Raw genomic sequence first — 21,741 nt, 5'->3', positions numbered from 1 at the left:
TACCGGAGCCATGCGCTCCGGTTTTCCCTTCTTTTTACATCCTGTACATCACATCAAATCATTAAACTTGCATTAACTTATTTATAACTTATATTGTCACATGCAAATCAGCATAGTTTCGAATGAAAGTTAATGCGAGGTGGTTATGGCTTCTACTTTTACCAGCGACACATTGCCTGCCGATCACAAAGCAGCTATCCGTCAGATGAAGCACGCGCTGCGGGCGCAGCTTGGCGACGTCCAGCAGATCTTTAATCAGCTAAGCGATGACATTGCCACGCGAGTGGCTGAAATCAACGCACTCAAAGCACAGGGCGATGCCGTCTGGCCGGTGCTGTCTTATGCCGATATCAAAGCAGGTCATGTTACTGCAGAGCAGCGCGAACAGATTAAACGTCGCGGTTGTGCGGTGATAAAAGGCCATTTCCCCCGCGAACAAGCGCTAGGCTGGGATCAGTCGATGCTGGACTATCTGGACCGCAACCGCTTTGACGAGGTCTACAAAGGCCCCGGCGATAATTTCTTCGGGACGCTCAGCGCTTCACGTCCCGAGATTTACCCCATCTACTGGTCGCAGGCGCAAATGCAGGCTCGCCAGAGTGAAGAAATGGCGAATGCGCAGTCGTTTCTCAATCGTCTGTGGACATTTGAAAGTGATGGAAAGCAATGGTTTAACCCGGATGTGAGCGTCATCTACCCTGACCGTATCCGCCGCCGTCCGCCCGGAACGACCTCCAAAGGTCTTGGAGCGCATACCGACTCCGGGGCACTGGAACGCTGGCTGCTTCCAGCGTATCAGCGCGTTTTCTCCAACGTCTTTAATGGCAATCTGGCGCAATATGATCCCTGGCATGCGGCACATCGTACGGAAGTTGAAGAGTACACGGTGGACAACACCACCAAATGTTCCGTGTTTCGGACATTCCAGGGCTGGACAGCGCTCTCTGATATGCTGCCTGGTCAGGGGCTGCTGCACGTCGTGCCCATTCCTGAAGCCATGGCGTACGTACTGTTACGTCCGCTGCTTGATGATGTGCCGGAGGATGAACTGTGCGGCGTAGCGCCCGGAAGAGTATTGCCGGTATCAGAGCAATGGCATCCACTGTTGATTGAGGCATTAACCAGCATTCCACAACTCGAAGCCGGAGACTCCGTCTGGTGGCACTGCGACGTCATCCATTCCGTTGCCCCCGTTGAAAATCAACAGGGCTGGGGCAACGTGATGTACATTCCTGCGGCACCGATGTGCGAGAAAAATCTTGCCTACGCGCACAAGGTGAAGGCCGCACTGGAAAAAGGCGCATCGCCGGGCGATTTCCCGCGCGAGGACTATGAAACAAACTGGGAAGGACGCTTTACGCTTGCCGACCTCAACATTCACGGTAAGCGAGCGTTGGGCATGGATGTTTGAGAGTTAATGGAAGTGAATTGATGTGGGATTAAGAAAATCAATTCGACGTTACTCAGATTGCTGACAAGTGCGCTTTCTTAATGCCTGATGCGGCGTTAACGCCTTATCTGGCCTACAAAGTCCTGCAGATTCAATACATTACAGGTACTGCGTAGGCCTGATAAGCATAGCGCATCAGGCAATCTTGCGTTTGTCATCAGCCGCCGTCACCCCGACAGTATCGGGGTGACGGATAATAACTTACTCGATCCCTTTACTACGCAGGTAATCTTCGTAATTACCGCTAAAGTCGATCACGCGTTCCGGGGTGATTTCCAGAATGCGGGTCGCCAGGGAGCTTACGAACTCACGGTCGTGTGAAACAAAGATCAGCGTGCCCTGATACAGTTCCAGCGCCATGTTCAGTGACTCGATGGATTCCATATCCAGGTGGTTGGTCGGTTCGTCCATGATCAGAATGTTCGGCTTCTGCATCATTAACTTACCAAAAAGCATCCGCCCTTTTTCTCCACCGGAAAGCACTTTAGCAGGCTTTTTGATGTCGTCCTGGCTGAACAGCAAACGACCGAGAATACTGCGCACCGCCTGCTCGTCATCGCCTTCCTGCTTCCACTGGCTCATCCATTCGAACACGGTCAGATCATTTTCAAACTCATATTCGTGGTCCTGAGCATAGTAACCAATGCGCGCGTTTTCAGACCATTTTACGGTGCCGCTGTCCGGTTGCAGATCGCCCACCAGCGTTTTCAACAGCGTTGATTTACCGACGCCGTTGGTACCCAGTACCGCCAGTTTTTCACCGACTTCCAGCAGCAGGTTGAGATTTTTAAACAGCGGACCGTTATCAAACCCTTTGGTCAGACCTTCCACTTCCAGCGCGTTACGGAACAGCTTCTTATCCTGTTCAAAACGGATGAACGGGTTCTGACGGCTGGAGGCTTTAACCTCTTCCAGTTTGATTTTATCAATCTGGCGCGCGCGCGAAGTTGCCTGGCGAGATTTCGAGGCGTTGGCGCTAAAGCGGCTAACGAAAGATTGCAGCTCAGCAATCTGCGCTTTCTTCTTGGCGTTATCAGCCAGCAGACGTTCACGCGCCTGGGTCGCCGCCGTCATGTACTCATCGTAGTTGCCCGGATAAACGCGCAGCTCGCCGTAATCCAGATCCGCCATGTGGGTACAGACCATGTTAAGGAAGTGACGGTCGTGCGAGATGATGATCATGGTGCTGTCACGCTCGTTCAGCACCTGTTCCAGCCAGCGAATGGTGTCGATGTCGAGGTTGTTGGTCGGTTCGTCGAGCAGGAGAATGTCCGGATCAGCAAACAGCGCCTGCGCCAGCAACACACGCAGCTTCCAGCCAGGAGCAACTTCACTCATCGGGCCGTAGTGCTGTTCCACTGGAATTCCCACGCCAAGCAACAATTCACCGGCACGAGCTTCCGCAGAGTAACCGTCCATTTCGCCGTATTTAACTTCCAGATCGGCCACTTTATAGCCGTCTTCTTCACTCATTTCCGGCAAAGCATAGATGCGGTCGCGCTCCTGCTTCACTTCCCACAACTCTTTATGCCCCATGATCACCGTATCCAGCACAGTGAACTCTTCAAAGGCAAACTGATCCTGACGCAGCTTACCAATGCGCTCGTTGGGATCGAGGGAAACGTTACCCAACGTCGGCTCTAAGTCGCCGCCGAGGATCTTCATAAAGGTGGATTTACCACTACCGTTCGCGCCAATCAGGCCGTAACGGTTGCCGCCGCCAAATTTGACGGAAATGTTTTCAAACAACGGCTTACTGCCGAACTGCATGGTGACGTTACTGGAAACTAACACAGGCGTATCCTGAAAAGAGATATGACAAACCGCGCATTATGCCATAAGTCTGAAAGAAGATCCTGCTCCTCGCTTAAGGTCTACACTCAAGCCAAAGGCAAAAAATGTGATTTCGTACACATCTGATTTCACTGTGAGCTGGAATGAACTTATAATGCGCTTCCAATACTCTAATATTCTCAACCCAATGGCCTGCCAGGCACAAAATCTCGCTTAACATGAATATGAAATTGAAAACATTATTCGCAGCGGCCTTCGCTGTTGTCGGCTTTTGCAGTACCGCCTCTGCGGTAACTTATCCTCTGCCAACCGACGGGAGTCGCCTGGTTGGTCAGAATCAGGTGATCACCATTCCTGAAGGTAACACTCAGCCGCTGGAGTATTTTGCCGCGGAGTACCAGATGGGGCTTTCCAATATGATGGAAGCGAACCCGGGTGTGGATACCTTCCTGCCGAAAGGCGGTACTGTACTGAACATTCCGCAGCAGCTGATCCTGCCGGATACTGTTCATGAAGGCATCGTCATTAACAGTGCAGAGATGCGTCTGTATTACTATCCGAAAGGGACCAACACCGTTATCGTGCTGCCGATCGGCATTGGTCAGTTAGGCAAAGATACGCCTATCAACTGGACCACCAAAGTTGAGCGTAAGAAAGCAGGCCCGACCTGGACGCCGACCGCCAAAATGCACGCAGAGTACCGCGCTGCGGGCGAACCGCTTCCGGCTGTCGTTCCGGCAGGTCCGGATAACCCGATGGGGCTGTATGCACTCTACATCGGTCGCCTGTATGCTATCCATGGCACCAACGCCAACTTCGGTATCGGTCTGCGTGTAAGTCATGGTTGTGTGCGTCTGCGTAACGAAGACATCAAATTCCTGTTCGAGAAAGTACCGGTCGGTACCCGCGTACAGTTTATTGATGAGCCGGTAAAAGCGACCACCGAGCCAGACGGCAGCCGTTATATTGAAGTCCATAATCCGCTGTCTACCACCGAAGCCCAGTTTGAAGGTCAGGAAATTGTGCCAATTACCCTGACGAAGAGCGTGCAGACAGTGACCGGTCAGCCAGATGTTGACCAGGTTGTTCTTGATGAAGCGATCAAAAATCGTTCCGGGATGCCGGTTCGTCTGAATTAATCGTCAAAACGTAAAACAAAGGCGGACTCATAATCCGCCTTTTTTTATTTGCCAGACCTTACCAGGCCGGGATCATAACCAACAAAACATATCCCACCAGCGCCGCCCACAACAGCATCGGTATTGAATAGAGATGGAAACGCCACCAGATGCGGCGATCGTTCGCCATACGTAGCGCAATCAAATTTGCCAGCGATCCGGGTAATAACCCAAAGCCACCTACGTTTACCGCCCATGCCAGTAATAAAGACGGCGGCACATAGTTCAGCAACAATATGGTACTCGGCACGTTACTGATCACCTGCGATAAACCGATTGCCGTTAACCATAACCCGGGTTCAGATAAATGACTCACGTTACCCAACACGCCTTGCAACGCTGGAAGCTGGATCAGTAAATGGACGTCGATAAACATCGCCATAAACACCAGCAGCAACGTCCAGTCCACACTCAACACCACGCGACGCGCCAGCAGCGCAAAGCCCGCCGCCACAATCACCAGTCCCCACAGCTCTTGTTTGAACTCCAGCGCCGTCAGAAAGACGATATACAGCCCCAGACAACTCCACACCAGCCGCGGTTTCCACTCCGGTGTTTGCACCCCCGTATGGTATTGGAGTGCCTTTCCAGGGAAACAACACCAGCACAACAGCAGGAGTGTCAGCATCATTGCGCCAGCCAGCGGTGCCATTTGGGCAATAAATCCGGCAAACGAAAGACCAGAACGTCCCCAGATAAGAATATTTTGCGGGTTGCCAATTGGCGTCAGTAGCGAACCAGCGTTGACTGCCAGCGCCTCAAAAATAATCAGCCGATTAACCGGGATCTCACACAGCCTTTTTAGCGTGATAGTCAGCGGAACAACAATAAACAGCGCGACATCGTTGGTCAGAAAGGTAGAAAGCAGCGCCGCCGCCAGCACCATAAACATCGCCAGCCGACGCTCCGTAGCAAAGCGGCGCACCATTTTACGCCCCAGCACATCAAAATAACCGCTTAACTCCACACCTTTGGTCAGCAGCATCAGGCCGCTTAAGGTGATGATGGTGTGCCAGTCGATAGCAGCAGGCCAAGATTTCGGTGCAAAGGGAACGAAAAAACTTAATCCGATACCAACAAGAATTAATAACTGAAAAAAACGATCGCCTTGCAGCGTGCGTAAAAAAGGCAGGCTCATTTGGCACCGTGTTTCTGGGTAAACAAACGAAAGGCATCCAGCGTCTCTTCACTAACATGGTGCTCCATGCCTTCCGCGTCGCGACGGGCGATTTCCGGACTGACGCCCAACACCAACAAGAAATTTTCGACTATCTGATGTCGCTCGCGGCTTTCCTGCGCCAGCTTCTCTCCTTCTGCCGTTAAAAACACGCCACGCCAGGGGATCATTTCAATCAGCCCCATAGTTGCCAGTCGCTTAAGCATTTTAGCCACCGTCGGTTGCGAAACTCCCAAACGAGCAGCCATGTCTACCTGGCGAGCTTCCCCCACTTCCCTGATCAAGTCAGAAATCAGCTCAACGTAATCATCAATAAGCTCGCGCCGATGCGCCTCTCTGACCTGGCGGAACCCTTCAACGTGCTCTTCCACGTTCACTAACTGCGTCACTTTTTTTGCTGTTGGCGTACCTGCGCGACGACTCATTGTGCTTCCTCATTATGGTGACGCATACATAGCGTTCTCATTTCGTGCGCACATTGTAAACCAGAGTTGCGAAGGTACAAAAAATTAACGTTTTAGCAATAGCTATATAATATAGCCTGTGCTATATCTGTATGTAATGCAATCATCCCTCAAGGATCGACGGGATTAGCAAGTCAGGAGGTCTTATGAATGAGTTCAAGAGGTGTATGCGCGTGTTTAGTCATTCTCCCTTTAAAGTACGGTTAATGCTGCTCTCTATGTTGTGCGATATGGTCAACAACAAACCGCAGCAAGATAAACCTTCCGATAAATAGCGGCGTCGCGGTACGCCGCTTCCCTCCTGCTTTCATGCAGGCATAACGCGTTTTGGTCTGAAAAACCCCACTTTTTGTCGGATTTGCAATCCCCTTCGCAAAAGATTTGTTCGTCAGTAGTTGACCTGAACGGCGGCTCGCTCTATCTTCTTGCAGCCCTGCGTATATTGCGGCTCGCGGATGCGGACCCCTTTCCCCTCTTCACGCACTCTTGCAGGTATTGACCCTTGACGCCAGGGTAAGCACATGGCGTTTGTTACGATAGTGGCATATGAATTTAACCCTCAAAGAATCGCTTGTTACCCGTAGCCGGGTATTTAGCCCGTGGACTGCGTTCTACTTTTTACAGTCGCTATTAATTAACCTCGGCTTAGGTTACCCCTTCAGTTTGCTCTACACCGCTGCGTTTACGGCTATTTTGCTTTTGCTATGGCGAACATTGCCTCGCGTACAAAAAGTTCTGGTCGGTGTCAGTTCGCTGGTGGCGGCTTGTTATTTCCCTTTTGCTCAGGCCTACGGCGCGCCTAATTTCAATACATTGCTGGCATTGCACTCCACCAATATGGAAGAGTCGACCGAAATCCTGACGATTTTTCCGTGGTACAGCTACCTGGTCGGCTTATTTATTTTTGCGCTCGGCGTAATAGCAATCAGGCGAAAAAAAGAGAATGAAAAAGCGCGCTGGAATACCTTCGACAGCCTGTGTCTGGTATTCAGTGTGGCGACATTTTTTGTTGCTCCCGTGCAAAACCTGGCCTGGGGTGGCGTATTTAAACTGAAAGATACTGGCTATCCGGTATTTCGTTTTGCTAAGGATGTCATCGTCAATAATAACGAGGTGATTGAAGAGCAAGAACGGATGGCAAAACTTTCCGGAATGAAAGATACCTGGACGGTCACTGCCGTTAAGCCGAAGTATCAGACCTATGTGGTGGTGATCGGTGAAAGCGCGCGTCGCGATGCCCTCGGTGCCTTTGGCGGTCACTGGGACAATACCCCGTTTGCCAGCAGCGTTAACGGTTTGATATTTGCTGACTACATTGCCGCCAGTGGCTCCACGCAGAAATCGCTTGGCTTAACGCTCAATCGCGTTGTCGATGGCAAGCCACAGTTTCAGGATAACTTTGTCACCCTGGCAAATCGCGCGGGCTTCCAGACCTGGTGGTTTTCCAACCAGGGTCAAATCGGCGAATACGATACAGCCATCGCCAGCATCGCCAAACGAGCAGATGAAGTGTACTTCCTGAAAGAAGGTAATTTTGAAGCAGATAAAAACACCAAAGACGAAGCGTTACTGGATATGACCGCTCAAGTGCTGGCGCAAGAGCACTCGCAACCGCAGCTGATTGTTCTGCATCTGATGGGCTCGCATCCGCAGGCCTGCGACAGGACACAAGGAAAATACGAAACCTTTGTGCAATCGAAAGAAACGTCGTGCTATCTCTATACCATGACGCAAACAGACGATTTACTGCGCAAGCTGTACGATCAGTTACGCAACAGCGGCAGCAGCTTCTCGCTGGTTTACTTTTCTGACCACGGTCTGGCCTTTAAAGAGCGCGGCAAAGACGTGCAATACCTTGCCCATGATGATAAGTATCAGCAAAATTTCCAGGTGCCTTTTATGGTCATTTCCAGCGACGATAAAGCGCATCGTGTGATTAAAGCCCGCCGCTCAGCCAATGACTTCTTAGGCTTTTTCTCCCAGTGGACGGGAATTAAAGCGAAGGAAATTAACATCAAATACCCGTTTATATCTGAGAAGAAAGCCGGGCCGATATACATCACCAACTTCCAGTTACAGAAGGTGGATTACAACCATCTCGGAACCGATATTTTCGACCCGAAACCTTAAAACAAAAATCCGCCCCGAGAGGCGGATTTTTTATATCACCGAAGTGATTAGAAGCGGTAACCAACACCGGCAATCCAGGTGCCTACGTCAACGCTACGAATACGGCTCTGCTCGTAAGAGAAGTCCAGAGCAACGTTTTCCATCGGGTTGAACTGCAGACCAGCACCGTAGGAGAAACCGTAGTCGCTGGTGTCGTGTTTGTAGGTCGGGTATTCAGTGGTCTGGAATTTACCATAACCCACACCCACTACACCGTAGATGCTTGCCCAGTCGTTAATGCGGTAAGCCGGACCAGCAGTGATGCCGTAGTACTGGTTTTTGTTGTAGTCACCAGAGCTTGCAGTACGGCTTTTCTCGGTGTAAGTGAAAGAACCGATCACACCCAGCGGGCTGTTGTCTTCTTCATAGCGGTATTTCAGGTTGAAACCGCCCATTTTGTTCATTTGGCCCTGAGCGTCGCTCTGTGCGTAACCGCCAGTTACGGTAGAAGTCGCAGCTACGGAAGTACCTGCGGTGAAAGCCAGAACTGCGGCCAGTGCTGAAAGACATGCAATTTTTTTCATAACCACCTCAAATGTGATTCAAATAAGTCCTAAGTTTTAAATATATCAAAAATTAATGGGAAACTCTTCGCGATTTGTGATGTCTAACGGGCCATTTCATGTAACAGAACGTTTCCATACACCGCTATCCATCTAAATTTAAATCACTTTTTCAGAGAACTGCGTAAGTATTACGCATGTTTTCCCTGTCATTCATCCAGATTATTCCTAATCACCAGACTAATGATTCCATCAATCCTGGCGCATTTTAGTCAAAACGGGGGAAAATTTTTTCAACAAATGCTCAACCAGCATTGGGTATATCCAGTACACTCCACGCTTTACTTAAGTCTAGATATTTGTGGGAGAAAGGATGCCTGGTTCATTACGTAAAATGCCGGTCTGGTTACCAATAGTCATATTGCTCGTTGCCATGGCGTCTATTCAGGGTGGAGCTTCGTTAGCTAAGTCACTTTTTCCTCTGGTGGGCGCACCGGGTGTCACTGCGCTGCGTCTGGCATTAGGAACGCTGATCCTCATCGCGTTCTTTAAGCCATGGCGACTGCGCTTTGCCAAAGAGCAACGATTACCGCTGTTGTTTTACGGCGTTTCGCTGGGGGGGATGAATTATCTTTTTTATCTTTCTATTCAGACGGTACCGCTGGGTATTGCGGTGGCGCTGGAGTTCACCGGACCACTGGCGGTGGCGCTGTTCTCTTCTCGTCGCCCGGTAGATTTCGTCTGGGTTGTGCTGGCGGTTCTTGGTCTGTGGTTCCTGCTACCTCTGGGGCAAGACGTTTCCCATGTCGATTTAACCGGCTGTGCGCTGGCACTGGGGGCCGGGGCTTGTTGGGCTATTTACATTTTAAGTGGGCAACGCGCAGGAGCGGAACATGGCCCTGCGACGGTGGCAATTGGTTCGTTGATTGCAGCGTTAATTTTCGTGCCAATTGGAGCGCTTCAGGCTGGTGAAGCACTCTGGCACTGGTCGGTTATTCCATTGGGTCTGGCGGTCGCTATTCTCTCGACCGCTCTGCCTTATTCGCTGGAAATGATTGCCCTCACCCGTTTGCCAACACGGACATTTGGTACGCTGATGAGCATGGAACCGGCGCTGGCTGCCGTTTCCGGGATGATTTTCCTCGGAGAAACACTGACACCCATACAGCTGCTGGCGCTCGGCGCAATTATCGCCGCTTCAATGGGTTCTACGCTGACAGTACGCAAAGAGAGCAAAATAAAAGAATTAGACATTAATTAAATTTACATTTCTGCATGGTTATGCATAACCATGCAGAATTTCTCGCTACTTTTCCTCTACACCGTCTTTATATATCGAATTATGCAAAAGCATATTTATTCCGAAAATTCCTGGCGAGCAAATAAATAAGAATTGTTCTTATCAATATATCTAACTCATTGAATCTTTATTAGTTTTGTTTTTCACGCTTGTTACCACTATTAGTGTGATAGGAACAGCCAGAATAGCGGAACACATAGCCGGTGCTATACTTAGTCTCGTTAATTACTGGGACATAACATCAAGAGGATATGAAATTATGAGTACCGCTAAATTAGTTAAATCAAAAGCGACCAATCTGCTTTATACCCGCAACGATGTCTCTGACAGCGAGAAAAAAGCAACAGTAGAGTTGCTGAATCGCCAGGTTATCCAGTTTATTGATCTTTCTTTGATTACCAAACAAGCGCACTGGAACATGCGCGGCGCTAACTTCATTGCCGTACATGAAATGCTGGATGGCTTCCGCACTGCACTGATCGATCATCTGGATACCATGGCAGAACGTGCCGTGCAGCTAGGCGGTGTAGCTCTGGGGACCACTCAAGTTATCAACAGCAAAACCCCGCTGAAAAGTTACCCGCTGGACATCCACAACGTTCAGGATCACCTGAAAGAACTGGCTGACCGTTACGCAATCGTCGCTAATGACGTACGCAAAGCGATTGGCGAAGCGAAAGATGACGACACCGCAGATATCCTGACCGCCGCGTCTCGCGACCTGGATAAATTCCTGTGGTTTATCGAGTCTAACATCGAATAAATCCATCGCTGATGGTGCAGAACTTTAGTACACGGTAAAAGCGGCTTCCTGACAGGAGGCCGTTTTGTTTTGCAGCCCGCCTCAACGCACTTATTTAGTGCATCCATCTGCTATCCCCAGCTGATTAAGTAAATTTTTTGTATCCACATCATCACACAATCGTTACATAAAGATTGTTTTTTCATCAGGTTTTACGCTAAATAATCACTGTGTTGAGTGCACAATTTTAGCGCACCAGTTTGGTGCCCCAGAATGGTGCATCTTCAGGGTATTGCCCTATAAATCGTGCATCACGTTTTTGCCGCATCTCGAAAAATCAATGAGTTGCAAAACTGGCACGATTTTTTCATATATGTGAATGTCACGCAGGGGATCGTCCCGTGGATAGAAAAAAGGAAATGCTATGAAGTCTGTATTAAAAGTTTCACTGGCTGCACTGACCCTGGCTTTTGCGGTTTCTTCTCATGCCGCGGATAAAAAATTAGTTGTCGCGACGGATACCGCCTTCGTTCCGTTTGAATTTAAACAGGGCGATAAATATGTGGGCTTTGACGTTGATCTGTGGGCTGCCATCGCTAAAGAGCTGAAGCTGGATTACGAACTGAAGCCGATGGATTTCAGTGGGATCATTCCGGCACTGCAAACCAAAAACGTCGATCTGGCGCTGGCGGGCATTACCATCACCGACGAGCGTAAAAAAGCGATCGATTTCTCTGACGGCTACTACAAAAGCGGCCTGTTAGTGATGGTGAAAGCTAACAATAACGATGTGAAAAGCGTGAAAGATCTCGACGGGAAAGTGGTTGCTGTGAAGAGCGGTACTGGCTCCGTTGATTACGCGAAAGCAAACATCAAAACTAAAGATCTGCGTCAGTTCCCGAACATCGATAACGCCTATATGGAACTGGGCACCAACCGCGCAGACGCCGTTCTGCACGATACGCCAAACATTCTGTACTTCATCAAAACCGCCGGTAACGGTCAGTTCAAAGCGGTAGGTGACTCTCTGGAAGCGCAGCAATACGGTATTGCGTTCCCGAAAGGTAGCGACGAGCTGCGTGACAAAGTCAACGGCGCGTTGAAAACCCTGCGCGAGAACGGAACTTACAACGAAATCTACAAAAAATGGTTCGGTACTGAACCGAAATAATAACGCTACACCTGTAAAGCGCACTGGCAGTTCCCTCTCCCCTCTGGGGAGAGGATTAGGGTGAGGGGCGCAAACCCGCTCCGGGGCCATTAATTACCCTGAATTTGATTATTTACACCACGGTAACAGGAACAACATATGCAGTTTGACTGGAGTGCCATCTGGCCTGCCATTCCGCTTCTGATTGAAGGTGCCAAAATGACCCTGTGGATTTCGGTCCTCGGTCTGGCTGGCGGTCTGGTAATCGGATTGCTGGCAGGTTTTGCACGCACCTTCGGTGGTTGGATAGCCAACCACGTCGCGCTGGTCTTTATTGAAGTGATCCGCGGCACACCTATCGTCGTCCAGGTGATGTTTATCTATTTTGCCCTGCCGATGGCGTTTAACGACTTACGCATCGACCCATTTACTGCGGCGGTGGTCACCATCATGATCAACTCCGGCGCGTACATTGCGGAAATCACGCGTGGTGCGGTGCTGTCTATCCACAAAGGTTTTCGTGAAGCAGGACTGGCGCTCGGTCTTTCACGTTGGGAAACCATTCGCTACGTCATTTTACCGCTGGCACTGCGTCGTATGCTGCCGCCGCTGGGTAACCAGTGGATCATCAGCATTAAAGACACCTCGCTGTTTATTGTTATCGGCGTGGCGGAACTGACCCGTCAGGGGCAAGAAATTATTGCCGGTAACTTCCGCGCCCTTGAGATCTGGAGCGCCGTGGCGGTGTTCTATCTGATTATTACCCTGGTGCTGAGCTTTATTCTGCGTCGTCTGGAAAGAAGGATGAAAATCCTGTGATTGAATTTAAAAACGTCTCCAAGCACTTTGGCCCAACCCAGGTGCTGCACAATATCGATTTGAACATTGCCCAGGGCGAAGTCGTGGTGATTATCGGGCCGTCCGGTTCCGGTAAATCGACCCTGCTGCGCTGCATCAACAAACTGGAAGAAATCACCTCCGGCGATCTGATTGTCGATGGCCTGAAGGTTAACGATCCGAAAGTTGACGAGCGCCTGATTCGCCAGGAAGCAGGTATGGTGTTCCAGCAGTTTTACCTCTTCCCGCATCTGACGGCGCTGGAAAACGTCATGTTTGGCCCGCTACGCGTGCGTGGCGCGAACAAAGAAGAGGCGGAAAAACTGGCGCGTGAGCTGCTGGCGAAAGTCGGTCTGGCAGAACGTGCACATCACTACCCTTCCGAACTTTCTGGTGGTCAACAGCAGCGTGTGGCGATTGCCCGCGCGCTGGCGGTGAAGCCGAAAATGATGCTGTTTGATGAACCGACTTCCGCTCTTGACCCGGAACTGCGCCATGAAGTGCTGAAGGTTATGCAAGATCTGGCTGAAGAAGGGATGACGATGGTGATCGTGACCCACGAAATCGGTTTTGCCGAGAAAGTAGCTTCGCGCCTGATCTTTATCGACAAAGGCCGGATTGCGGAAGATGGCGATCCACAAGTGTTGATCAAAATTCCGCCGAGCCAGCGCTTGCAGGAATTTTTACAGCACGTCTCTTAATAAGACACATTGCCTGATGCGCTACGCTTATCAGGCCTACAGGATATCTGGCAACTTATTAAAATTGCATGAACTTGTAGGACGGATAAGGCGTTCACGCCGCATCCGGCAAAAAAGCCCGCACGTTGTCAGCAACCTGCTTAATATCCCTTCCTCCCTTTCACCCGAAAGGGAGGCACACCAGATTCCTCTCATTTAAAATCGCCCCTTCCCCAGCATCTATACTTATCTTTTTGCTCTGTTTTCTCACTGGAGGAGTCATGCGGTGGATCCTGTTCATCCTCTTCTGCCTGCTGGGCGCACCTGCCCACGCGGTATCCATACCCGGCGTTACAACCACAACGACAACGGACTCAACGACTGAACCGGCCCCGGAACCGGATATCGAACAAAAAAAAGCGGCCTATGGCGCACTGGCGGATGTGCTGGATAATGACACCTCGCGTAAAGAGTTGATCGACCAGTTGCGCACCGTCGCCGCGACGCCACCTGCTGAACCGGTCCCGAAGATCGTGCCGCCGACGCTGGTTGAAGAGCAAACCGTGCTGCAAAAGGTCACCGAAGTCAGCCGCCATTATGGTGAAGCCCTTTCCGCCCGCTTCGGGCAGCTTTATCGCAATATCACCGGCTCCCCGCATAAGCCGTTTAATCCACAAACCTTCAGCAATGCGCTGACCCATTTTTCAATGTTAGCGGTTTTAGTGTTTGGTTTTTACTGGCTGATTCGCCTGTGCGCACTGCCGCTGTATCGCAAAATGGGTCAGTGGGCGCGGCAAAAAAATCGTGAGCGCAGTAACTGGCTGCAGCTTCCGGCGATGATTATCGGGGCGTTTATTATCGACCTGCTGTTACTGGCACTGACATTATTTGTCGGCCAGGTATTAAGCGACAACCTGAATGCAGGCAGTCGCACCATCGCTTTCCAACAAAGTTTGTTTCTCAACGCCTTTGCCCTGATTGAATTTTTCAAAGCTGTACTACGCCTGATTTTTTGCCCAAATGTGGCGGAGCTGCGCCCGTTCACGATACAGGACGAGAGCGCCCGTTACTGGAGTCGTCGCCTGAGCTGGTTAAGCAGTTTGATAGGTTATGGCCTGATTGTGGCCGTGCCGATTATCTCTAATCAGGTGAATGTACAGATAGGTGCGCTGGCGAACGTCATCATTATGCTGTGCATGACCGTCTGGGCGTTGTACCTGATCTTTCGTAATAAAAAAGAGATTACCCAGCATTTGCTCAACTTCGCGGAGCATTCGCTGGCCTTTTTCAGCCTGTTTATCCGCGCCTTTGCGCTGGTGTGGCACTGGCTGGCAAGCGCCTATTTTATCGTGCTGTTTTTCTTTTCGTTGTTCGATCCGGGCAACAGCCTGAAATTTATGATGGGTGCAACAGTGCGCAGCCTGGCGATTATTGGTATCGCAGCATTTGTTTCCGGTATGTTTTCCCGCTGGCTGGCAAAAACCATCACTCTCTCGCCACATACTCAGCGTAACTATCCGGAGTTGCAAAAACGGCTGAATGGCTGGCTTTCGGCGGCGCTGAAAACGGCGCGTATTCTGACCGTCTGCGTGGCTGTAATGCTGCTGTTGAGCGCATGGGGATTGTTCGATTTCTGGAACTGGCTGCAAAACGGCGCGGGGCAGAAAACCGTAGATATCCTGATCCGTATCGCACTCATTCTTTTCTTCTCGGCGGTTGGCTGGACGGTGCTCGCCAGTTTGATCGAAAACCGGCTGGCTTCGGATATTCATGGCCGCCCGCTACCCAGCGCCCGCACGCGTACCCTGCTTACGCTGTTTCGTAACGCGCTGGCGGTGATTATCAGTACCATCACCATCATGATTGTGTTGTCGGAAATCGGCGTCAATATCGCGCCATTGCTGGCAGGTGCCGGGGCATTAGGTCTGGCTATCTCGTTTGGTTCGCAAACGCTGGTGAAAGATATTATCACCGGGGTATTTATTCAGTTTGAAAACGGCATGAACACTGGAGATTTGGTGACTATCGGGCCGTTGACCGGCACTGTGGAACGGATGTCGATTCGCTCCGTGGGCGTACGCCAGGATACCGGGGCGTACCACATCATTCCGTGGTCTTCGATTACCACCTTTGCCAACTTTGTCCGCGGCATTGGTTCGGTAGTGGCAAACTACGATGTTGATCGCCATGAAGATGCTGATAAAGCCAATCAGGCACTGAAAGATGCGGTAGCGGAATTAATGGAAAACGAAGAAATTCGCGGGCTGATTATTGGTGAACCGAACTTTGCCGGGATTGTCGGCTTAAGCAATACCGCGTTTACACTGCGTGTTTCGTTCACCACGCTGCCACTCAAACAGTGGACGGTACGCTTTGCCCTCGACAGCCAGGTGAAAAAACATTTCGACCTGGCGGGCGTTCGCGCGCCAGTGCAGACTTATCAGGTGCTGCCTGCTCCGGGCGCGACCCCGGCTGAACCGTTACCGCCGGGGGAGCCAACGCTTTAACGCTGGCGATTGACAAAACGGCGGCGCTGCTCGTCGTTCATAAAGGTCCAGGCAATAAAGCGACTCTGCTTTTGCCCCTGGGCCATCTCTTTTTTAACCACCTTCACCGCGCCCACGTCCGTCAGGGCACGATACAACGGCGGTAAGTTTTCACCACGAGATACCAGTGAAGTAAACCACATCACCTGCTTCGCGAAGCCTTTGCTCTCTTCAATCATCTTTTTGATAAAGGTGACTTCACCGCCTTCACACCACAACTCCTGTTGCTGGCCACCAAAGTTCAGTGCATCGTCTTTGTTCAGCCCCAGGTTACGGCGTTTACGCTCACTACCTGCCCGCGCCGCAGCGGCGGAATCGTGGAATGGCGGGTTACACAAGGTCGCGTCGTATTGCTCGTTTTTATGGATGATTCCGTTAAAAATCGCCCCGCTCTCTTTTTGCCGACGCAGGCGAATGGCGCGATTAAGCCCCGGATTAGCACTGATGATCGCCTGCGCGCTGCTTAACGCCTGGCTGCTGGTTTCACTACCGGTAAAACGCCAGCCATATTCATGTACGCCAATCAGCGGATAAATACAGTTCGCACCAACGCCGATATCCAGAATGCTGGCATTAACTGGAATTGTTCCGCTTGCTTCTGCCAGTAAATCGGCAAGGTGATGAATATAATCCGCCCGGCCCGGTACTGGCGGACAGAGAAAACCGTCCGGGATATCCCAGTTCGCTACGGCGTAAAAATGGGCCAGCAACGCCTTATTGAGCGCCTTCACCGCCAGCGGATTGGCAAAGTCTACGCTTTGCTCCCCGGCGGGTGTAAGCGTGAGGAATTGCCTGAGTTCAGGATTGACCTGACAAAGCGTGGCGAGATCGTAGCGGCTGTGATGACGGTTGCGCGGATGCAACCCCGGTTTCTGGGCGGACATAGCATTCTCCTTTAAGCAGCGGCGTAAGATACCCGCATAACGCGACAGGGTAAATATCTGGCTGCGTTTATCATTTCTAAAAACCTTAACATGGCTATGGTTTATGGCAATTCATCATAAAAATCAGCATTATGCATGTCATTGATTTGTCTTATTTTGTAAAAATATATCGTTCAAAAAATAAGCGTATCTCTGTCAATTTTTTGCGTCATTTTCATCGCCCAGGCGACCTACACTTATCAGGCACTACCCGTTGTATTTATGAGGATGTCATTATGAAAAAGTGCCTCACACTACTGATTGCCACCGTCCTGAGCGGAATCTCTCTCACGGCTTATGCCGCGCAACCGATGAGTAACCTGGACAGCGGTCAGCTACGGCCCGCCGGTACCGTTTCGGCAACTGGCGCATCAAACCTAAGCGATCTGGAGGATAAACTGGCAGAAAAAGCGCGCGAACAAGGCGCGAAAGGTTATGTCATTAATTCCGCAGGCGGAAATGACCAGATGTTCGGTACTGCAACCATCTACAAATAACCCCACCAACGTAACTGCATTCGCCTCTGGATGCAGTTTTCGCCTGTTTTGTAATCAAAAAACATCAAATATGAACGCAATGTAAATAAATGTATTTCTTTTTCGCGCAATGGGTGATAGAAAATCGCGCCAAGTGATAATGCTTATCAAAATTATTATCACTTGCACGAACACTATCACGAGATTAACAGTGGCATCGCATCCGCAGAGAGGCTTTCTCGTGGCAGTGAAAATTTCAACATATAAGAAAAAGTCACCTGCAAAATGGAAAACAATCGCAATTTCCCTGCCAGACAATTTCATTCGCTCACGTTCTTTGCCGGTCTTTGTATTGGCATCACGCCTGTGGCTCAGGCACTCGCCGCCGAAGGGCAAACTAACGCGGATGACACGCTGGTTGTCGAAGCATCAACGCCTTCGCTTTATGCGCCACAACAATCTGCAGATCCGAAATTCTCGCGTCCGGTAGCGGATACTACCCGCACGATGACGGTGATTTCTGAACAAGTGATTAAAGATCAGGGCGCAACCAACCTTACCGACGCACTCAAAAACGTCCCCGGCGTGGGTGCGTTTTTTGCGGGTGAGAACGGTAACTCCACCACTGGCGACGCCATTTATATGCGCGGTGCTGATACATCTAACAGTATTTATATTGATGGCATTCGCGATATCGGCAGCGTCTCGCGCGACACCTTCAATACCGAGCAGGTCGAAGTGATTAAAGGGCCTTCCGGCACCGACTACGGGCGCAGCGCGCCGACGGGCTCGATCAATATGATCAGCAAGCAGCCGCGCAATGATTCCGGCATTGACGCCTCCGCCAGTATTGGCAGCGCCTGGTTCCGCCGCGGCACGCTGGACGTCAATCAGGTCATTGGTGATACCACCGCGGTGCGCCTGAATGTGATGGGCGAAAAAACGCACGATGCCGGACGCGACAAAGTCAAAAATGAGCGTTACGGCATCGCCCCTTCTGTCGCTTTTGGCCTTGGTACAGCGAATCGTTTGTATCTTAATTATCTGCATGTCACCCAGCACAACACGCCAGACGGCGGCATTCCAACCATCGGTTTGCCGGGCTATTCTGCCCCATCTGCAGGAACGGCGACCCTGAATCATTCCGGAAAAGTTGATACGCATAACTTTTACGGCACGGATTCCGATTACGACGATTCGACCACCGACACCGCTACCATGCGTTTTGAGCACGACATCAACGATAACACCACCATTCGCAACACTACCCGTTGGTCGCGCGTGAAGCAGGATTACCTGATGACGGCGATTATGGGTGGGGCGTCGAATATTACCCAGCCCACCAGCGATGTGAATAGCTGGACCTGGTCACGCACGGCGAATACTAAAGATGTGAGTAATAAAATTCTCACCAACCAGACCAACCTGACCTCGACGTTCTATACCGCTTCTATCGGTCATGATGTCAGTACCGGCGTGGAATTTACCCGTGAAACGCAGACTAACTACGGCGTTAATCCGGTGACGTTACCTGCGGTAAATATTTATCATCCTGACAGCAGCATTCATCCCGGCGGCCTGACGCGCAACGGCGCAAACGCCAATGGTCAGACGGATACCTTCGCAATTTACGCCTTCGATACGCTGCAAATCACCCGTGATTTTGAGCTGAACGGCGGGATCCGTCTGGATAATTATCATACTGAATATGACAGTGCCACCGCCTGCGGCGGCAGCGGACGCGGTGCCATCACCTGCCCAGCTGGTGTGGCAAAAGGTTCTCCGGTCACCACCGTCGACACCGCCAAGTCGGGCAATCTGGTGAACTGGAAAGCCGGGGCGCTGTATCACCTGACGGAAAATGGCAATGTCTATATTAACTATGCCGTTTCCCAGCAGCCTCCGGGCGGCAACAACTTCGCCCTTGCGCAGTCTGGCAGCGGTAACAGTGCCAACCGCACCGATTTTAAACCGCAAAAAGCCAACACCAGCGAGATTGGCACCAAATGGCAGGTTCTGGATAAACGCCTGTTGCTCACCGCCGCGCTGTTCCGTACTGATATCGAAAATGAAGTTGAGCAAAATGATGACGGAACTTACTCGCAATATGGTAAGAAACGCGTCGAAGGCTATGAGATATCCGTGGCCGGGAATATCAGTCCCGCGTGGCAGGTGATTGGCGGCTATACCCAGCAAAAAGCAACCATCAAAAACGGCAAAGATGTTGCCCAGGATGGTTCCTCATCGCTGCCCTATACCCCGGAGCACGCCTTTACCTTATGGAGCCAGTATCAGGCAACCGATGATATTTCCGTTGGTGCGGGCGCACGGTATATCGGCAGTATGCATAAAGGTTCAGACGGCGCGGTGGGAACGCCAGCATTTACTGAAGGTTACTGGGTCGCCGACGCCAAACTGGGGTATCGGGTTAATCGCAATCTCGACTTCCAGCTAAACGTCTACAACCTGTTTGATACCGATTACGTCGCCTCAATCAACAAGAGCGGCTACCGTTATCACCCGGGCGAGCCAAGAACCTTCTTGCTCACAGCCAATATGCATTTCTGATTCAGATGTGGGGCGCAGGCCCCACTTTTTGGAGAACTTGTATGATGTACCACATTCCCGGCGTGTTATCGCCACAGGACGTCGCCCGTTTTCGCGAACAACTGGAACAAGCCGAATGGGTGGATGGACGCGTCACCACCGGCGCACAAGGTGCGCAAGTTAAGAACAATCAACAGGTAGGCACCCGCAGCACGTTATACGCCGCCCTGCAAAATGAGGTGCTGAACGCGGTTAACCAACATGCTTTGTTCTTTGCCGCGGCCTTGCCGCGTACCCTTTCCACGCCGCTGTTTAATCGCTATCAGAACAATGAAACCTATGGTTTTCATGTGGATGGCGCAGTACGCAGCCATCCACAAAACGGCTGGATGCGCACTGACCTTTCTGCCACGCTGTTTTTAAGCGATCCACAAAGCTACGACGGCGGCGAACTGGTCGTTAATGACACCTTCGGACAACATCGGGTAAAACTCCCGGCAGGTGATCTGGTGTTGTATCCCTCCAGCAGCCTGCATTGCGTGACACCCGTAACCCGCGGCGTACGAGTGGCATCATTTATGTGGATCCAGTCGATGATCCGCGATGATAAAAAGCGCGCCATGCTGTTTGAACTGGACAACAATATTCAGTCGCTGAAAAGCCGCTACGGCGAAAGTGAAGAGATCCTGTCGCTGCTCAATCTTTATCATAATCTGCTGCGGGAATGGTCGGAGATCTGACGCTTGAACTACCCGAGTTCGTCCCTATATTAGCTACACTTAACTGTACAAGCATTGATATGGGGAGGACGATATGGCATCCGGTTGGGCTAACGATGACGCCGTCAACGAACAGATCAACAGTACAATTGAAGATGCGATTGCCCGCGCTCGGGGTGAAATTCCGCGTGGCGAAAGCCTGTATGAATGTGAAGAGTGCGGTGCCCCCATCCCGCAAGCCCGTCGGGAAGCCATTCCTGGCGTGCGCTTATGTATTCATTGTCAGCAGGAGAAAGATTTACAAAAACCAGCTTATACAGGATATAATCGCAGAGGTTCGAAAGACAGCCAGTTACGTTAACTACAACTGGCGGGATGTATAGCGAGTATAATTTGTATTTTTCGTGGCATTCCGTGCCTTTAACGCTGCCGTGACTGCCACGCGATATAAAACGGGTCCATAAGTACAACAAATAAATGGTTTATCAGTATGTTAGATATCAATCAATTTATTTGAACAAGGCGGTCAATTCTCTTCGATTTTATCTCTCGTAAAAAAACGTGATACTCATCACATCGACGAAACAACGTCACTTAAACAAAAAATCACCTGCGAGAGATTAATTATGAAAACTATCAATACTGTTGTTGCTGCTATGGCTCTTTCAACTCTGTCATTTGGCGTGTTTGCCGCGGAACCGGTAACGGCATCCCAGGCACAGAACATGAATAAAATCGGCGTGGTTTCTGCCGATGGCGCATCCACCCTCGATGCCCTGGAAGCGAAACTGGCTGAGAAAGCGGCGGCAGCTGGGGCGAGTGGATACAGCATCACTTCCGCCACCAACAACAATAAATTAAGCGGTACTGCGGTAATTTATAAGTAATTCGTAGGACGGATAAGGCGTTTACGCCGCATCCGGCAACAGATGCCTGATGCGACGCTACCGCGTCTTATCAGGCCTACAAAATCCGAACCGTTGGACGGATCAGGCGTTTACGCTACGTCCAGCACAAGTATTTCCCTGTCTGTTTGCCGACAGACGCATATGCTCTAACCCTCATTGATCCTATGTTACCCTTGTT

At 50.8% G+C, this 21,741-nt stretch carries 22 protein-coding genes; 15 read left to right on the top strand and 7 right to left on the bottom strand.

The window, feature by feature from the left end:
* Positions 1-145: 145 nt before the first annotated feature.
* Positions 146-1,411 carry a DUF1479 domain-containing protein gene (locus HUZ68_RS07840; protein ID WP_033815362.1) on the top strand — a complete coding sequence of 422 codons (1,266 nt, stop codon included), beginning with the start codon at positions 146-148 and terminating at the stop codon, positions 1,409-1,411.
* Positions 1,412-1,651: 240 nt separating this feature from the next.
* Here HUZ68_RS07840 and HUZ68_RS07835 read toward each other — a convergent pair whose 3' ends face one another.
* Positions 1,652-3,244 (bottom strand): ABC-F family ATPase, encoded by a 1,593-nt coding sequence (locus HUZ68_RS07835; protein ID WP_000961458.1) that lies wholly within the window; start codon positions 3,242-3,244, stop codon positions 1,652-1,654.
* Positions 3,245-3,462: 218 nt separating this feature from the next.
* On the opposite strand from HUZ68_RS07835, the gene ldtB reads away from it, so the two are divergent.
* Entirely contained in the window at positions 3,463-4,383 is a 921-nt protein-coding gene (gene ldtB / locus HUZ68_RS07830) for a L,D-transpeptidase (protein ID WP_001056384.1), read from the top strand.
* Positions 4,384-4,441: 58 nt separating this feature from the next.
* On the opposite strand, the gene HUZ68_RS07825 is transcribed toward ldtB, so the two are convergent.
* Together HUZ68_RS07825 and mntR are read right to left on the bottom strand one after the other, a co-directional pair.
* Entirely contained in the window at positions 4,442-5,560 is a 1,119-nt protein-coding gene (locus tag HUZ68_RS07825; RefSeq protein ID WP_021577169.1) for an anion transporter, read from the bottom strand.
* Positions 5,557-6,024: a manganese-binding transcriptional regulator MntR gene (gene mntR, locus HUZ68_RS07820; protein ID WP_000091016.1), complete on the bottom strand. Its 468-nt coding sequence runs from the start codon at positions 6,022-6,024 to the stop codon at positions 5,557-5,559. The genes HUZ68_RS07825 and mntR overlap by 4 nt, the downstream gene beginning before the upstream one ends.
* A gap of 185 nt (positions 6,025-6,209) precedes the next feature.
* Between mntR and mntS the strand changes: the two genes are divergently transcribed.
* Both mntS and opgE read left to right on the top strand, forming a co-directional pair.
* Complete coding sequence (mntS, locus tag HUZ68_RS07815) at positions 6,210-6,338, top strand: manganase accumulation protein MntS (RefSeq protein WP_001001761.1); 129 nt, start codon at positions 6,210-6,212, stop codon at positions 6,336-6,338.
* Between the two features lie 271 nt (positions 6,339-6,609).
* The gene (opgE, locus tag HUZ68_RS07810) at positions 6,610-8,193 is read left to right on the top strand and encodes a phosphoethanolamine transferase (RefSeq protein WP_001054678.1); all 1,584 of its coding nucleotides are present in this window, start codon (positions 6,610-6,612) and stop codon (positions 8,191-8,193) included.
* Positions 8,194-8,240: 47 nt separating this feature from the next.
* Here the strand turns inward: opgE and ompX are convergent, their stop codons facing one another.
* Positions 8,241-8,756 carry an outer membrane protein OmpX gene (ompX, locus tag HUZ68_RS07805; RefSeq protein WP_001295296.1) on the bottom strand — a complete coding sequence of 172 codons (516 nt, stop codon included), beginning with the start codon at positions 8,754-8,756 and terminating at the stop codon, positions 8,241-8,243.
* 52 nt (positions 8,757-8,808) lie between these two features.
* Positions 8,809-8,874 (bottom strand): protein YliM, encoded by a 66-nt coding sequence (locus tag HUZ68_RS07800; RefSeq protein ID WP_120795379.1) that lies wholly within the window; start codon positions 8,872-8,874, stop codon positions 8,809-8,811.
* A 234-nt stretch (positions 8,875-9,108) separates the two neighbouring features.
* On the opposite strand from HUZ68_RS07800, the gene rhtA reads away from it, so the two are divergent.
* The 6 genes from rhtA to ybiO all read left to right on the top strand — a co-directional run bounded on the left by rhtA (position 9,109) and on the right by ybiO (position 15,951).
* Complete coding sequence (rhtA, locus tag HUZ68_RS07795; RefSeq protein ID WP_001295297.1) at positions 9,109-9,996, top strand: threonine/homoserine exporter RhtA; 888 nt, start codon at positions 9,109-9,111, stop codon at positions 9,994-9,996.
* Positions 9,997-10,294: 298 nt separating this feature from the next.
* Positions 10,295-10,798 (top strand): DNA starvation/stationary phase protection protein Dps, encoded by a 504-nt coding sequence (gene dps, locus HUZ68_RS07790; RefSeq protein ID WP_000100800.1) that lies wholly within the window; start codon positions 10,295-10,297, stop codon positions 10,796-10,798.
* Positions 10,799-11,201: 403 nt separating this feature from the next.
* Positions 11,202-11,948, top strand: coding sequence for a glutamine ABC transporter substrate-binding protein GlnH (gene glnH / locus HUZ68_RS07785; RefSeq protein ID WP_000843866.1), 747 nt, complete (start codon positions 11,202-11,204; stop codon positions 11,946-11,948).
* Positions 11,949-12,086: 138 nt separating this feature from the next.
* Positions 12,087-12,746 carry a glutamine ABC transporter permease GlnP gene (gene glnP, locus HUZ68_RS07780; RefSeq protein ID WP_001159065.1) on the top strand — a complete coding sequence of 220 codons (660 nt, stop codon included), beginning with the start codon at positions 12,087-12,089 and terminating at the stop codon, positions 12,744-12,746.
* On the top strand, positions 12,743-13,465 hold the full coding sequence (gene glnQ / locus HUZ68_RS07775) for a glutamine ABC transporter ATP-binding protein GlnQ (RefSeq protein ID WP_033815361.1): 723 nt from the start codon (positions 12,743-12,745) through the stop codon (positions 13,463-13,465). The genes glnP and glnQ overlap by 4 nt, the downstream gene beginning before the upstream one ends.
* 260 nt (positions 13,466-13,725) lie before the next feature.
* Positions 13,726-15,951, top strand: coding sequence for a mechanosensitive channel protein (gene ybiO, locus HUZ68_RS07770; RefSeq protein WP_001267253.1), 2,226 nt, complete (start codon positions 13,726-13,728; stop codon positions 15,949-15,951).
* On the opposite strand, the gene rlmF is transcribed toward ybiO, so the two are convergent.
* Positions 15,948-16,874, bottom strand: coding sequence for a 23S rRNA (adenine(1618)-N(6))-methyltransferase RlmF (rlmF, locus tag HUZ68_RS07765; RefSeq protein ID WP_001275946.1), 927 nt, complete (start codon positions 16,872-16,874; stop codon positions 15,948-15,950). The genes ybiO and rlmF overlap by 4 nt on opposite strands.
* A 275-nt stretch (positions 16,875-17,149) precedes the next feature.
* On the opposite strand from rlmF, the gene mcbA reads away from it, so the two are divergent.
* From mcbA to ybiJ, 5 genes are all read left to right on the top strand, one after another.
* Positions 17,150-17,410 (top strand): DUF1471 family periplasmic protein McbA, encoded by a 261-nt coding sequence (mcbA, locus tag HUZ68_RS07760; RefSeq protein WP_000710619.1) that lies wholly within the window; start codon positions 17,150-17,152, stop codon positions 17,408-17,410.
* Between the two features lie 264 nt (positions 17,411-17,674).
* On the top strand, positions 17,675-19,957 hold the full coding sequence (locus tag HUZ68_RS07755) for a catecholate siderophore receptor Fiu (RefSeq protein ID WP_021556622.1): 2,283 nt from the start codon (positions 17,675-17,677) through the stop codon (positions 19,955-19,957).
* Between the two features lie 41 nt (positions 19,958-19,998).
* Entirely contained in the window at positions 19,999-20,676 is a 678-nt protein-coding gene (gene ybiX, locus HUZ68_RS07750; RefSeq protein WP_032236981.1) for a PKHD-type hydroxylase YbiX, read from the top strand.
* A 73-nt stretch (positions 20,677-20,749) separates the two neighbouring features.
* Positions 20,750-21,016, top strand: a complete 267-nt coding sequence (gene ybiI, locus HUZ68_RS07745) for a C4-type zinc finger protein YbiI (protein WP_000146357.1) — start codon at positions 20,750-20,752, stop codon at positions 21,014-21,016.
* Between the two features lie 265 nt (positions 21,017-21,281).
* Positions 21,282-21,542 (top strand): DUF1471 family protein YbiJ, encoded by a 261-nt coding sequence (gene ybiJ, locus HUZ68_RS07740; RefSeq protein WP_000849301.1) that lies wholly within the window; start codon positions 21,282-21,284, stop codon positions 21,540-21,542.
* Positions 21,543-21,644: 102 nt separating this feature from the next.
* Here the strand turns inward: ybiJ and ybiE are convergent, their stop codons facing one another.
* On the bottom strand, positions 21,645-21,704 hold the full coding sequence (gene ybiE, locus HUZ68_RS07735; RefSeq protein WP_211180490.1) for a protein YbiE: 60 nt from the start codon (positions 21,702-21,704) through the stop codon (positions 21,645-21,647).
* Between the last annotated feature and the right edge of the window lie 37 nt (positions 21,705-21,741).

Origin of the sequence: Shigella dysenteriae, from assembly GCF_022354085.1 — a bacterium.
Classification (GTDB): domain Bacteria; phylum Pseudomonadota; class Gammaproteobacteria; order Enterobacterales; family Enterobacteriaceae; genus Escherichia; species Escherichia coli.
This window is presented reverse-complemented; position numbering and strand designations above follow the sequence as displayed.